This window comes from Streptococcus sp. HSISS2 (assembly GCF_000448665.1).
In the GTDB taxonomy this organism is placed as follows: Bacteria; Bacillota; Bacilli; order Lactobacillales; family Streptococcaceae; genus Streptococcus; species Streptococcus raffinosi.
In genome coordinates this window covers 884,195-897,550 of record NZ_CM002133.1, presented here as the reverse complement: position 1 = coordinate 897,550, position 13,356 = coordinate 884,195, and the positions used below count along the sequence as shown (strand labels likewise).

Here is a 13,356-nt window from a genome sequence, read left to right as displayed (position 1 = left end):
AACGGTACCCCAGTTACTGCAACCTACACCCCAACTGTGACTCCTGTGACACCAACAGCGACACCAGCAGAATCAACTGGTCCTCAAGGTGTTGTTCAAACGGGAACTGTAACCTTCACCGAAGGTGATCCTGCTGCCCCAATCGACAAGGATACCATTACTCTCCTTGATGAAAACGGCCAACCAGCTGCTTCAGTCATTGCTAAGTCACCAGAAGGTAAAGAAATCGGTACTTACACAGTTGATAAGACTACAGGCGTTGTAACCTTCACACCGACTGATAAATCTTACTCAGGAGAAGTGGTTCCAGTTAAGGTACAAGCTAAAGATACAAATGGCACACCAACTGAAACAACTTATACACCTAAGATTACGCCAGTTGTACCAACTGCTGATCCTGCAACATCTACAGATATCCAAGGTCAAACACAAAGTGGTACACCAAGCTTCACACCTGGTAACCCTGCAATCCCAATGGATGATGATGTTCCAGCAACCTTTGAAGATGGTTCAACTACGAAGACCATTCCAGGTGAAGGAACATACACAGTTGCTCCAGATGGAACCGTGACCTTCGTTCCAGAAAAATCATTCACAGGAACAGGTACAGGCGTAACAGTCAAACGGGTAGATAAGAACGGTACCCCAGTTACTGCAACTTACACCCCAACTGTGACACCAGTAACTCCAACAGCAGAATCTACAACTTCAATTGGAAACAAGGGCCAAACCCAAACAGGTAAACCAGTCTTTACCGAAGGCGATAGCCGTGTTCCAATGAATGACAAGGTTCCAGCAACCTTTGACGATGGCTCAACAACCAAGACTATCCCAGGTGTTGGTACCTACACAGTAGCAGCAGACGGTACTGTAACCTTCACACCAGAAGCTGAATTCACAGGAACTGCACCAGCAGTAACAGTGGTTCGTGAAGATGTGAATGGAACCAAAGCTTCTGCAACCTACACACCAACTGTACGTCCAATCACTAAGTTTGTGGACAAAGAAGGCAAGGAAATCCCAGGATATCCGGCTCTTGATGGTGAACAACCAAAAGCTGAGATTTCTGGTTACCGCTTCGTCGAAACCAAGAAATTGCCAAATGGTGATTTCGAACACGTCTACGAAAAAGTGACAACTTCTTATGTGGACGAAAAAGGCACTCCAATTCCAGGTTACCCAACAGAAGAAGGCCAACAACCTAAGAAAGACATTCCAGGTTATGAATTTGTGAAGACAGTTGTAGATGAATATGGTAATACCCAACACATCTACAAGAAGACCGTGACTCCAACACCAGTGCCGGATTCAACACCGACACCAGAGCCACAGCCAACTCCACAAGCAAAACCAGAAGAATCTGTTCTTCCAGAAACAAAAGAAGAAGCAAGCTTCATCAATCCAACTGATGAAAATGCTCAACTTCCAAAAACTGGTAGTGAAGATTCAAACCTTGCAATCTTTGGTTTAGCAAGTCTTCTTGCAGGATTTGGACTTTACGGCACTAAACGTCGTAAACGCTAAAATAAGCTTTGTTCGTAAAGATATCAAGGTTTTTCGAAGTCAAAGCAAAAATAGCTCTCCTGTCAAATGACAGGAGGGCTATTTGTATGCTCTTGTAAGCTTTTATTTCAAGTCGTCAAAGTTGACTTTTCCCTCCTAGAAGCGTAAGCTAGAAGTTAAATAAAGGAGGTCTATCTATGATTGAAGTCACTTATCTAAATACAGCTAAGCAAGAAAAACATGTTTCTTATGAAAATTACAATGAGTTTGTACGAGCGCAGCAGGCCTGTTGGATTGAACTTCCTGATTCAACGCCAGTCACTAAGGTGACGATAAACGGACATGATATTGGCTACAAAGGACAATATGGCGACCTTTACTTTTATATTATGAAGCTAGACTTGGCACAATATCAGTAATAATAGGAAAAAGAATCAGACATCGTGTTCTGATTCTTTTTCTTTGAGAAAGGTAATTTTTATAAATTAAGAATATTGCTAATTGACTGAAAATGACTTACAATAGAAAGGAAGAATTTATAGAAGGAGACACATATGAAAAACAAGCGTTTAATTTGGACTTTGGTTTTCTTAGCTATCTTGACGCTCGGTTCTATTGGTACAGATCTTTTCAAAAAAGAGCACCAAGATGTTAATAAGGTCGTCAAAGTAGGAATCCTCCAGTTCGTGACTCACGATGCCCTGGATCAAATCGAGAAGGGAATTGAGGATGGTCTTAAGGAAGCTGGTTATAAGGGAGACAAGGTTAAAATCACCCTCCTAAATGCCGAAGGAGACCAGTCTAAAATTCAAACCATGTCTAAACAATTGGTCAATGACAAGAATGATGTCGTTATCGGTATTGCAACGCCAGCCGCACAAGGGCTAGCGGCAGCTACCAAGGACATTCCAGTCATTATGGGAGCTATCTCAGACCCTGTTGGGGCCAAATTGGTTAAGGACCTCAAGCATCCAGAAGGCAATGTCACTGGTACCTCTAACCAAGTGCCGATTAAGCAGACAGTAGAATTGGTCAAATCATTGACACCAAATGCTAAGACAATTGGTATTCTCTACGCTTCAAGCGAGGATAATTCCAAATCACAGGTTGAGAGCTTTAAGAAATTCGCTGAAAAAGATGGCCTAAATGTGGTCGAGTATGCCGTACCATCAACCAATGAAATCAATACAACCATGTCAGTCATGACTGGTAAGGTAGATGCTATCTGGACGCCACAAGATAATACCATTGCCTCAGCCTTTTCAACAGTAATCTCATCAGCCAACCAAGCTAAGATTCCAGTTTATACGACTGTCGATACTATGGTGAAAGAGGGCGGTTTGGCCTCAGTTGCTCAAAGCCAATATGAACTTGGAAAAGCCACAGCTCGTAGTGCTGTTAAGGTTCTTAAAGGTAAGAAAGTTAAGGATATCCCAGTTGATGTTATTGATGATGGTACTCCAACGCTCAACCTTAAAGTTGCTCAAGACCTCAACATCACCATCCCTGACGATGTGCTTAAACAGTCAGACATCGCTGTTAAAGCTGATAAATAAGGAGGACTTATGATTATTTCATCTATTTATCAGGGGCTTCTATACGGAATCCTAGGTCTTGGGATTTACATGACTTTCCGTATTTTGGATTTTCCTGATTTGACAACAGAAGGTTCCTTTCCTCTTGGTGGGGCAGTAGCAGTAACTCTTATGAACTTTGGTTGGAACCCAATTTTAGCAACCTTGGTTGCTGTTTTGGCCGGCTGTGGTGCTGGACTTGTGACTGGTCTCCTCTATACTAAGGGAGAAATTCCTACTATTTTGGCGGGGATTTTGGTCATGACTTCTCTTAACTCAGTCATGCTTATGATTATGGGAAGGGCCAACCTAGGACTTCTTGATATTAAGACTATTCAAGATTTACTTCCTTTCAGCAAGGACTACAACCTCTTGATTGTTGGTCTCATTGCTGTGACCATTGTTATCACTGCCTTGATTGCCTTTCTTAACACGCGCCTAGGACAAGCATATATTGCCACAGGTGATAATAGAGACATGGCCAAATCTTTTGGTATCAACACAGACAATATGGAAGTGATGGGTCTTGTTATCTCAAACGGTATCATTGCCCTCTCAGGCGCCTTGATTAGCCAACAGGACGGTTATGCCGATGTTTCTAAAGGTATTGGTGTTATCGTCATTGGTCTTGCCAGCATCATCATTGGTGAGGTCCTCTATGCGACTAACTTGACTCTGTTGGAACGTTTGATTGCCATCTGTATTGGTTCAATCCTCTATCAGTTCCTTTTGACAGCAGTTATCGCTCTTGGCTTTAACACGAACTACCTCAAACTCTTTAGTGCGATCGTTCTGGCTATTTGCTTGATCTCGCCTGTCCTACGCCGAAAATTCTTTAAGGGGGTGACCTTATCACGATGACAGCTATTGTAGAACTTAAAGATGCGACTGTTAAGGTTAATAATGGTTTTGATACCGAAAAAACCATCCTGGACCATGTCAATCTTACCATTAGAGAAGGTGATTTTATTACCATTCTTGGTGGAAATGGTGCCGGAAAATCAACCCTCTTCAATGTCATTGCAGGGACCCTCATGTTGACCAGTGGTCAGATTTTTATCATGGGTGAGGATGTTACGGCTCTGCCTGCTGAGAAACGTGCCAAGTACCTCTCACGGGTCTTCCAAGATCCTAAAATGGGAACAGCTCCTCGTATGACGGTTGCAGAAAATCTTTTGATTGCCAAATACCGTGGCGAAAAACGAGGTCTTAAATCACGCCAAATTCATCTCTACACAGAGGAATTTCAAGGTCTGATTGAACGTATCAGTAATGGTTTAGAAAAACACTTAGATACACCAGCAGGTCTCCTTTCAGGTGGTCAGCGTCAGGCTCTCAGTCTGTTGATGGCGACACTTAAACGTCCTGAGCTCTTGCTCTTAGACGAGCACACCGCAGCCCTGGATCCCAAGACCAGTGTAGCCCTCATGGAGTTGACTGATGAGTTTGTGACGGGCGACCATCTTACAGCCTTGATGATTACCCATCACATGGAAGATGCCCTAAAATATGGCAATCGTTTGATCGTTATGAAGGATGGTCAAATCATTAAAGACCTTACCAAGGAAGAAAAAGGTCAATTGGATATCACAGACTATTACGCTATGTTTGAGTAAGCCTAGTCTGACTCTAAATTGTAAAATAAGCCAAAAAGTTGTATACTTAAAGGGTATGCAACTTTTTGTTGTGGCCTGTAAATCGACAAGGAGACTGTTCGCACGAACGTTCAGCTTCTTGGACCGTCTGTAAAAATAGGCTCTAGAAGAGAGTCAAACTAAAAGGAGAAAAACAAGCATGAGCGATATTAAAATTATTGCCCTAGGTGGAGTCCGTGAAAATGCTAAGAACCTCTATATTGTTGAGATTAACGACTCTATCTTTATCTTGGATGCTGGTCTAAAGTATCCTGAAAATGAACAACTTGGTGTTGACTTTGTCATCCCTAACTTAGATTACTTGATTGAAAATAGAGATCGTATCCAAGGGATTTTCTTAACTCACGGACACGCCGATGCCATTGGTGCCCTACCTTATATCTTGCAAGAAGTCAAAGCACCAGTCTTTGGATCATCACTCACAATCGAGTTAGCTAAACTTTTTGTCAAGAATGCTGGCGTTAAGAAATTCAATAATTTCCATGTTATTGACGCAGAAACTGAAATTGAATTTGAGGATGCTGAAGTCTCATTCTTCAAAACAACTCACTCAATTCCAGAATCAATGGGGATTGTTCTTGGCACTGACCAAGGCAATATTGTCTATACAGGTGACTTCAAGTTTGACCAAGCTGCCCGTCCTTACTACAAAACTGATTTAGGTCGTTTGGCTGAAATCGGACGTGAAGGTGTTTTGGCCCTCTTGTCAGACTCAGCAAATGCGACAAGTACTGAACAAACAGCTTCTGAAGCAGAAGTTGGCCAAGAAATTGACCAAGTTATTGCCGATGCTGAAGGCCGTGTGATTATTGCTGCTGTTGCCTCAAACTTGGTTCGTATCCAACAAGTCTTTGACTCAGCAGCTGACCATGGACGTCGTGTTGTCCTTACGGGTTTTGACGTTGAAAATATTGTCCGTACAGCCATACGTCTTAAAAAATTGACCGTTAATCATGAAAAACTGATTGTCAAACCTAAAGATATGGACAAGTTTGAAGATCACGAGTTGATTATCCTTGAAAATGGTCGTATGGGTGAACCTATTGATGGCCTTCAAAAGATGGCTGTTGGTCGTCACCGCTACGTTCAAATAAAAGAAGGCGATTTGGTTTATATCGTAACCACACCAAGTATTGCCAAAGAAGCAATAGTAGCACGTGTCAACAATGCTATTTATAAGGCTGGTGGCTCTGTTAAGATGATTACGCAAAGTCTGCGAGTGTCTGGACATGCCAACGCCCGTGAACTTCAACTCATGATTAACCTTCTTCGCCCACAGTATCTATTCCCTATCCAAGGTGAGTATCGTGACCTTCAAGCTCATGCTGAGTTGGCTTTGGAAGTTGGTCTTCTTCCTGAGAATATCTACATTGTCAAACGTGGTGATATCATGCACTTGTCTGAGGATCAAGGTTTCCTTCATGAAGGAGCTGTCCCAGCTGGTGATGTTATGATTGATGGTAATGCCATTGGTGATGTGGGTAATATCGTCCTTCGTGACCGTAAGGTCTTGTCTGAAGATGGTATCTTTATCGTAGCTATCACTGTTAACAAGAAGGAACGTAAGATTGTCTCTAAAGCGCGTGTGAATACACGTGGGTTCGTTTATGTGAAGAAGAGCCGTGATATTCTCCGTGAGGCTGCTGACATTGTTAATGCTACCGTTGAAAATTACTTGGCAGGAGACAGCTTCGACTGGGGTGAACTTAAAGGTGCTGTCCGAGACGATGTGGCTAAGTTCCTCTTCGACCAAACCAAACGTCGCCCAGCTATCCTTCCAGTTGTCATGGAAGTCCGCTAATAACTGACTAAAACATAAGAGTGTGAGCGTGTCGCTTGCACCATAGACATTGAGGAAAGTTTTAACAAGACTTTGTTCTAAAATCAAAAGCTGGGGGTGTCCCAGCTTTTCTAACATTAAGAAAGGAAAAACAAATGGCTTTTTTTCAAATTGAATACTCATCAGATGTTCTAGGACAATACCGCCAAGTGGATGTCATCTATCCAGATCGTGATCAGATTGCTGAAACGGAAAGTGATACGGACATCCCAGTTCTCTATCTCCTTCATGGCATGGGGGGCAATCATAATTCTTGGGCCTTCCGTACCAATATTCAGCGTCTCCTTCGTAAGACTAATCTCATTGTTATTATGCCTAATTCTGAAAATGGCTGGTATACAAATACCAATTACGGGGTTAAGTATTACGATGCCATTGCTAAGGAGCTTCCTCAAGTCATGCAACGTTTCTTCCCAAGTATGACGAAAAAGCGTGAAAAGACTTTTATCGCTGGGCTTTCTATGGGTGGCTATGGCTCTTTCAAACTAGCCTTAACGACCAATCATTTTGCTTGTGCAGGTTCATTCTCGGGTGCTCTTGGTTTATCAGCAGAGATAATGACAGATGAGACCAGTGAGTCTAAGGCATACTGGCAAGGTGTTTTTGGCGATTTGAAAGGAAAAGACATTGCGCAACACAAACTGGTGAATCTAGCTAAACAACATGACAAGAAAACCAAATTCTTTGCTTGGTGTGGACTGGAGGATTTCCTTTTTGATTCTCAAGATCAAGCAGTTGCTGATTTGAAGGCTCTTGGCTTAGATATTGACTACCATACAGACCATGGAAGACATGAATGGTATTATTGGGAAAAACAATTGGAAGCTTACCTAGAATGGTTGCCAATTGATTACGTTAAAGAAGAACGTTTGTCTTAATGGGTCAATCTTGTAACATCTTGTCAAAGAGATGATAAAAGCTTAAACTTATATTTTTTACTTGTCAGAACTATTAGAGCTTGATATACTAGGGGAAGCTTCGAAAAGGAGGCTCAATAATGAAAAAATTCGTTAGAGTAATCTACCGTATTCCCAAACTCATGTTACAATTTATTTGGAATCTCATTTGGGGCCTATTTAAACTTGCCCTTATCCTAGCCTTAGTTGGTTACGGACTTATCTATTATGCAAACAACTCTCAAAGCACACTAGCTACCAATATTAATCAAGCCTTTCGACAAGTTGAGTTAGGTTTTAGTGGTAAAAGTACCAATGATGTTGAAAAATCAGTATCCAATCTCTCAACAACAGATACAATTCCTGAGTCTAACGGAGCAAGATGGGCACAAAATACAGCCAGCATCTATATTCAGTCAACAGATGAAACCTTGGTAGCTGCATATAAGGAGGCTATCACAAATTGGAATAATACAGGAGCTTTTATCTTTACCTTTACAGATGATGCCTCAAAAGCTGACATCGTAGCGACAGACTATTCGGATGCTAATTCACAGGCAGCGGGTCTAGCAGATAGTCAGACCAATGTTGTGACCAATCGGATTACCCATGTGGAAGTCAAACTCAATCGTTATTTCCTTTTGAACCCTGATTTCGGCTATACCCATAAACGTATTGTCAATACAGCTGAACATGAATTGGGCCATGCCATTGGCTTAGACCACGATGATTCTAAGGCCTCAGTCATGCAGTCAGCAGGGTCTTATTACGGTATTCAACAGACCGATATTGATCGGGTTCATGCTCTTTATGCTAATTAAGGAGACTTGTGATGCGCCTTCTAAAACGCTTTGCCAGACGTTATCCCATGCAGACCTTTCTCTTTCTATTTAATGCCGGGGTCTTTACTTGGTTGCAAACAACGGGAACTATGATTGCACACCGCTTAGGTTTGTCAGGAGATGGTATTTGGCTCTATATTCCCGACTGGCTTAAAATAGTGACTCGTCATTCTATGGAGAGTATTCAAACACTATACGGTACCTCGGGTTGGACTTGGTTGATTACCTCCATGCTTCTAACTTGGCTTGTGACCTTTCTTAGAGGTTTGATGAGAGCAGTGATTTTTATTCTGTTAATTGGTGTGGGCCTATGGTTAGTCTACCGACACTTTGAATTATTACAAAATTTGAAACTGTCCTAGTAGGGCAGTTTTAGTTTCCTCTAACAAGTGACTTGGCTATCAAAACATAGACTATTTTCTGTAGATGAAATGAGATAGTTCCTTTAATAATTTCAGAACGAGCTGTAGCCAAGACTTTTCGTTGTGAGAAAAGTGCCTAAAGTTTAAAAGCTTTAGGCACTCGGAAGTTTTGAGACACTAGGCTCAAAACTTAGCTATGGAATTCCGAAGGAAGTCGCTAGCGTCCGCACTCACCTAAGAAAAGTCTAAAAAGAAGAATTAATGTCAATTTAAAACTGCCCATCAGGGCAGTTTTTTGATTCATTAGCCCGTTCATTTTCTTTAAAAATATGGTATAATATAGCTAATTTATTAATTTGGAGGACATTATGGCTTTAGCAAAAATCGTTTATGCCAGTATGACCGGTAACACGGAAGAAATCGCAGATATTGTTGCCAAAAAATTGGAAGAATTGGGTCACACTGTTGATGTAGACGAGTGTACAACGGTTGATGCCGCTGATTTTGAAGATGCGGATATCTGTATTGTTGCAACTTACACTTATGGTGATGGAGAGTTGCCGGATGAAATCGTTGACTTTTACGAAGATTTGGCTGACCTTGACTTGTCAGGCAAGATTTTCGGTGTTGTAGGTTCAGGAGATACCTTCTACGATTATTTCTGTCATTCAGTAGATGAGTTTGAAAATCAATTTACTTTTACAGGTGCGACTAAAGGTGCGGACAGTGTAAAAGTTGATCTCTCTGCTGAAGATGAAGATATTGAGAACCTAGAAGCTTTCGCTGAAAAAATTTCAGAGGCATTAGCATAGGGAACAAGCAGAGTTATTTCTGCTTTTATTGTAGTCAAATTTGGAGTTTTTATGAATGAAATAGAAAGAGATTTTAGGACGCAATCTCAACATCTTCTTTGGTCTGTTTGGCGAGGACTCTTGGTCGGTGTAGCTGCAGGTGCAGTCGTTAGCCTCTTTCGTTGGTTAATTGCTAAAGGGGCCCAAATCTCGGTATCTATTTACCAAGACGCCCTGAACCATCCAGTCCTTATTTTAGGAATTGTCCTTGTCAATTTGATATTAGCCATTTTGATTGGTTATCTCATAAAACAAGAAAAAGATATTAAAGGTTCAGGTATTCCCCATGTTGAAGGGGAACTGATGGGGCTCTTACATCCGTCTTGGTGGTCTGTTTTATGGCGTAAATTCCTAGGTGGTGTTCTTGGCATTTCAATGGGTCTGATGTTGGGACGTGAAGGACCGAGTATTCAGTTGGGAGCTATGACGGCGAAAGGTTTGTCCAAAGGCCTCAAACTTTCAGCCCGTGATCAGCGTGTCTTGATTGCTGCAGGGGCTGCCGCGGGTTTGTCAGCAGCCTTCAATGCCCCGATTGCTGGTCTTTTGTTTGTTGTCGAAGAAGTCTATCATCATTTCTCGCGTCATGTTTGGGTGACAGCTTTAACGGCATCTTTAGTGGCTAATGCTGTTTCCTTACGGATCTTTGGCCAGGTTCCGGTTCTTGCTATGACAGAAAAATTACCCGTATTTCCTTTGAAAGATTATTGGATTCTTATTGTCTTGGGGATTTTTCTAGGTGTGCTTGGATACGGTTATGAGTGGGTTGTCTTACGTATTGGTAAGGTCTACCAAGTGTTAGGGAAAATCTTCCACTTGCCATCTTATTTTCATGGCCTTTTGGCAGTTCTGTTTATCGTTCCTATTGGTCTTTATTTTCCACATCTTTTAGGCGGTGGGAATGAATTGATTCTTGCTCTAAATGGTTTACATCCTGCACTAACTGTGGCTATCATCTATTTGGCTATTCGCTTTGTTTGGAGTATGTTGTCCTTTGGTTCAGGATTTCCTGGTGGGATTTTCTTGCCGATTTTGACTCTAGGTGCTCTTTCTGGTAGTGTTTTTGCAGCAGCTTTTGAAAATATAGGATTCTTACAAGTCAGTCAGTTCCCTATTTTTATCATTCTTGGTATGGCTGGTTATTTTGGTGCAGTATCTAAGGCACCGCTAACTGCTATGATTTTAGTGACTGAGATGGTGGGTGACCTTCACCAATTGATGACAATTGGAGTTGTGACCCTGATTGCCTATCTTGTCATGGATTTCATGGGAGGAGAACCCGTCTATGAAGCCATGCTTCACAATCTGATTGCCCACGAACTAAAACAAGTTGATAATATACCGACGATGATTGATTTACCAGTTACAGATAGTTTAGCTGGTCGATTGGTTAAGGATTTAACCTTACCTGACGGGGTTTTGATTTCCACTCAGATTTTTCAAGACCAGTCTGAGGTTGTTCGTGGAGACACACGTCTAAAAGCAGGAGCAACCTTATATTTGGTTGTTAATGAAAGTAATATCAGTCAGGTAAGAAAACTCTTTTTATAAGCAATTCAATGGCTTGAGGCTCTTTTGTCCTCAGGTCATTTTTGTTATAATGAAGAGAAAAAAGGAGGTCAGTATGGACTTAAATGAGATTCGCCAACAGATTGACACAGTTGATAATGAGATTGTGGCCTTGTTGGAAGAACGTATGAAATTAGTAACTCGAGTTAGTGCTTTTAAACAGCGCACTGGAAAGGCGATCTATGATCCTGAGCGTGAGCAAGCCTTGCTAGATAAAGTAGCAGCGAGTGTCGCAAATCCAGAGTACCAAGAGCCTATCGTAGCTAGCTTTGCAGATATTATGAAACATTCACGCACTTATCAAGCAGGCAAGATTGAAGGAAAGTAGGTTATTAAGATGAAAGTTAGACAATTAAGTGAGAGTCAAGGTCTCTCATACTCCAATTTAGTGATTTTAAGTCTCTATGCTGTCTTTCTAGGAGTGATAGTTGGGCTGATTGATGCTATTTTTGGGCGCGTGCTTATAGGACTCTCGGAATACCGTGACCAGCATATCTTTTATCTGGTCCCAGCACTTCCTTTAGCAGGCCTTTTGATAGTTTACCTTTACCAAAAGCTTGCTGGCAAGGCAGCACAGGGAATGGGATTGATTTTCAAGGTAGGACATAATGAGGAGGATCAAGTCCCCCTAAGGTTAATTCCACTTGTGACTGTGACCACATGGCTGACCCACCTATTCGGGGGATCTGCAGGTCGTGAGGGAGTGGCTGTTCAGCTCGGAGCCACAGTTTCCCATGCTTTTAGTCGCTACTTTAAGCTCCCTAATGCTTCACGCATTTTCTTAACCATGGGGATGGCAGCTGGGTTTGGAGGGCTCTTCCAAACACCAATCGCCGCGACCTTCTTTGCTCTTGAAGTCTTGACCTTAGGACAGTTAAGCCTGCCAATCTTAGTACCGACTCTTATTGCATCTTTTGTGGCTAGTACAACAAGCCATCTCTTAGGTCTTGAAAAATTTAGCCACTTTGTATCCGAAAGTTTGACTATTGACCTTGAGACGTTTATGAAATTAGCTCTTTTAGGTCTGGCCTTTGGTCTAGTAGGAAATCTCTTTGCTTATCTCTTGTCACTAGCTAAAAAGAAAGTAGCAAGTCTGCTCCCAAATCCTTATTATCGTGTTCTATTAGGAAGTGTCGTCTTAACCTGTCTTCTTTTGATTTTGTGGAAGGGACGCTATACAGGTCTTGGAACGAATTTGATTGCTTTAAGTGTTGGTGGTGGTACCATTTATCCATTGGATTGGCTCTTGAAATTGCTCCTTACCGTCTTTACCTTATCTCTTGGTTTCCAAGGAGGGGAAGTAACTCCTTTGTTTGCCATCGGAGCAAGTCTTGGTGCTGTTTTAGCACCAGTTCTAGGCCTTCCAATTCCACTTGTAGCAGGTCTAGGCTATCTGTCTGTCTTTGGTAGCAGTACCAATACCCTTTTAGCGCCTATTTTCATTGGCATTGAAGTCTTTGGTCCCGTCAATGCAATTCCTTATGCGATTGTCATGGCTTTTGCTTACCTCATCAATCATAAGACGAGCATTTATGGGCAACAAAAAATGCTAGAAATGCAATAAGATACTAGACAACCTGATAATTTTTTGATAAGATACTAAGAGTGTGTAATGGACACACAAAAATAACGGCTAATCCGCTGAGACACAGAGGTTGCTCTTAAGATTAGTAAGATAGGAGTATATAAAAATGAATCCATTGATCCAAAGTTTGACAGAAGGTCAACTTCGTACTGACATCCCATCATTCCGTCCTGGTGACACAGTTCGCGTTCACGCGAAAGTTGTCGAAGGAACTCGCGAACGTATCCAGATCTTTGAAGGTGTAGTTATTTCACGCAAAGGTCAAGGGATCTCAGAAATGTACACAGTTCGTAAAATTTCAAGCGGTATCGGTGTAGAACGTACTTTTCCAATCCACACTCCACGTGTTGAAAAGATTGAAGTTGTACGCTACGGTAAAGTCCGCCGTGCTAAACTTTACTACTTGCGTGCTTTGCAAGGTAAAGCTGCACGTATCAAAGAAATCCGTAAATAATTTACAGATTTCAACAAAAAAATCTGTCCTCGTGGCAGATTTTTTCATAAGTCCTCTTAGTTAAATGGATATAACAACTCCCTCCTAAGGAGTCGTTGCTGGTTCGATTCCGGCAGGGGACATTTTTTAGCCTTTAACCATGCGGTTTTAAAGCGTTTTGTCCACATTCTGCCCCAAATTTTATTTAAAGTTGATTAACACCTGTTGCGAGATAGGTGTTTTTGAAAA

Annotated in this window: 14 protein-coding genes and 1 tRNA gene; all 15 read left to right on the top strand. The window is 41.7% G+C overall.

The window, feature by feature from the left end:
- On the top strand, positions 1 to 1,524 hold a 1,524-nt coding region (locus HSISS2_RS04030; protein WP_042766986.1), incomplete at its 5' end, for an LPXTG cell wall anchor domain-containing protein.
- Between the two features lie 176 nt (positions 1,525 to 1,700).
- A complete protein-coding gene (locus HSISS2_RS04025; protein WP_021145518.1) occupies positions 1,701 to 1,922 on the top strand; it encodes a DUF4649 family protein in 222 nt (73 codons plus the stop codon).
- Positions 1,923 to 2,057: 135 nt separating this feature from the next.
- Positions 2,058 to 3,059, top strand: coding sequence for a tryptophan ABC transporter substrate-binding protein (gene trpX / locus HSISS2_RS04020; protein ID WP_021145517.1), 1,002 nt, complete (start codon positions 2,058 to 2,060; stop codon positions 3,057 to 3,059).
- A 9-nt stretch (positions 3,060 to 3,068) separates the two neighbouring features.
- A complete protein-coding gene (locus HSISS2_RS04015; RefSeq protein ID WP_002883493.1) occupies positions 3,069 to 3,938 on the top strand; it encodes an ABC transporter permease in 870 nt (289 codons plus the stop codon).
- Complete coding sequence (locus HSISS2_RS04010; RefSeq protein WP_002883503.1) at positions 3,935 to 4,693, top strand: ABC transporter ATP-binding protein; 759 nt, start codon at positions 3,935 to 3,937, stop codon at positions 4,691 to 4,693. Before HSISS2_RS04015 ends, HSISS2_RS04010 begins: the two co-directional genes overlap by 4 nt.
- Before the next feature lie 178 nt (positions 4,694 to 4,871).
- A complete protein-coding gene (locus HSISS2_RS04005) occupies positions 4,872 to 6,533 on the top strand; it encodes a ribonuclease J (RefSeq protein WP_021145516.1) in 1,662 nt (553 codons plus the stop codon).
- A 134-nt stretch (positions 6,534 to 6,667) separates the two neighbouring features.
- Positions 6,668 to 7,450, top strand: coding sequence for an alpha/beta hydrolase family protein (locus HSISS2_RS04000; protein ID WP_021145515.1), 783 nt, complete (start codon positions 6,668 to 6,670; stop codon positions 7,448 to 7,450).
- Positions 7,451 to 7,569: 119 nt separating this feature from the next.
- Positions 7,570 to 8,289 (top strand): matrixin family metalloprotease, encoded by a 720-nt coding sequence (locus HSISS2_RS03995; RefSeq protein ID WP_021145514.1) that lies wholly within the window; start codon positions 7,570 to 7,572, stop codon positions 8,287 to 8,289.
- Positions 8,290 to 8,300: 11 nt separating this feature from the next.
- Complete coding sequence (locus HSISS2_RS03990; protein WP_042766985.1) at positions 8,301 to 8,672, top strand: hypothetical protein; 372 nt, start codon at positions 8,301 to 8,303, stop codon at positions 8,670 to 8,672.
- A 368-nt stretch (positions 8,673 to 9,040) separates the two neighbouring features.
- The gene (locus HSISS2_RS03985; RefSeq protein ID WP_002888085.1) at positions 9,041 to 9,484 is read left to right on the top strand and encodes a flavodoxin; all 444 of its coding nucleotides are present in this window, start codon (positions 9,041 to 9,043) and stop codon (positions 9,482 to 9,484) included.
- A gap of 51 nt (positions 9,485 to 9,535) precedes the next feature.
- Positions 9,536 to 11,071, top strand: coding sequence for a ClC family H(+)/Cl(-) exchange transporter (locus HSISS2_RS03980; protein WP_021145513.1), 1,536 nt, complete (start codon positions 9,536 to 9,538; stop codon positions 11,069 to 11,071).
- A 73-nt stretch (positions 11,072 to 11,144) separates the two neighbouring features.
- Positions 11,145 to 11,417: a chorismate mutase gene (locus tag HSISS2_RS03975; RefSeq protein ID WP_021145512.1), complete on the top strand. Its 273-nt coding sequence runs from the start codon at positions 11,145 to 11,147 to the stop codon at positions 11,415 to 11,417.
- A 9-nt stretch (positions 11,418 to 11,426) separates the two neighbouring features.
- Positions 11,427 to 12,653 carry a voltage-gated chloride channel family protein gene (locus tag HSISS2_RS03970; protein WP_021145511.1) on the top strand — a complete coding sequence of 409 codons (1,227 nt, stop codon included), beginning with the start codon at positions 11,427 to 11,429 and terminating at the stop codon, positions 12,651 to 12,653.
- A gap of 127 nt (positions 12,654 to 12,780) precedes the next feature.
- Complete coding sequence (gene rplS, locus HSISS2_RS03965; RefSeq protein WP_002883489.1) at positions 12,781 to 13,128, top strand: 50S ribosomal protein L19; 348 nt, start codon at positions 12,781 to 12,783, stop codon at positions 13,126 to 13,128.
- A 50-nt stretch (positions 13,129 to 13,178) separates the two neighbouring features.
- A tRNA-Arg gene (locus HSISS2_RS03960) sits at positions 13,179 to 13,250 on the top strand.
- Positions 13,251 to 13,356 lie beyond the last annotated feature (106 nt).

Bases quoted from the DNA above. Each gene is read 5' to 3' on its own strand.
- HSISS2_RS04010 (WP_002883503.1), top strand. From the start codon at position 3,935: ATGACAGCTATTGTAGAACTTAAAGATGCGACTGTTAAGGTTAATAAT.
- trpX (WP_021145517.1), top strand. From the start codon at position 2,058: ATGAAAAACAAGCGTTTAATTTGGACTTTGGTTTTCTTAGCTATCTTG.
- HSISS2_RS03995 (WP_021145514.1), top strand. From the start codon at position 7,570: ATGAAAAAATTCGTTAGAGTAATCTACCGTATTCCCAAACTCATGTTA.
- HSISS2_RS03990 (WP_042766985.1), top strand. From the start codon at position 8,301: ATGCGCCTTCTAAAACGCTTTGCCAGACGTTATCCCATGCAGACCTTT.
- HSISS2_RS04005 (WP_021145516.1), top strand. From the start codon at position 4,872: ATGAGCGATATTAAAATTATTGCCCTAGGTGGAGTCCGTGAAAATGCT.
- HSISS2_RS03985 (WP_002888085.1), top strand. From the start codon at position 9,041: ATGGCTTTAGCAAAAATCGTTTATGCCAGTATGACCGGTAACACGGAA.
- HSISS2_RS03970 (WP_021145511.1), top strand. From the start codon at position 11,427: ATGAAAGTTAGACAATTAAGTGAGAGTCAAGGTCTCTCATACTCCAAT.
- HSISS2_RS04025 (WP_021145518.1), top strand. From the start codon at position 1,701: ATGATTGAAGTCACTTATCTAAATACAGCTAAGCAAGAAAAACATGTT.
- HSISS2_RS03980 (WP_021145513.1), top strand. From the start codon at position 9,536: ATGAATGAAATAGAAAGAGATTTTAGGACGCAATCTCAACATCTTCTT.
- HSISS2_RS04000 (WP_021145515.1), top strand. From the start codon at position 6,668: ATGGCTTTTTTTCAAATTGAATACTCATCAGATGTTCTAGGACAATAC.
- HSISS2_RS04015 (WP_002883493.1), top strand. From the start codon at position 3,069: ATGATTATTTCATCTATTTATCAGGGGCTTCTATACGGAATCCTAGGT.
- HSISS2_RS03975 (WP_021145512.1), top strand. From the start codon at position 11,145: ATGGACTTAAATGAGATTCGCCAACAGATTGACACAGTTGATAATGAG.
- rplS (WP_002883489.1), top strand. From the start codon at position 12,781: ATGAATCCATTGATCCAAAGTTTGACAGAAGGTCAACTTCGTACTGAC.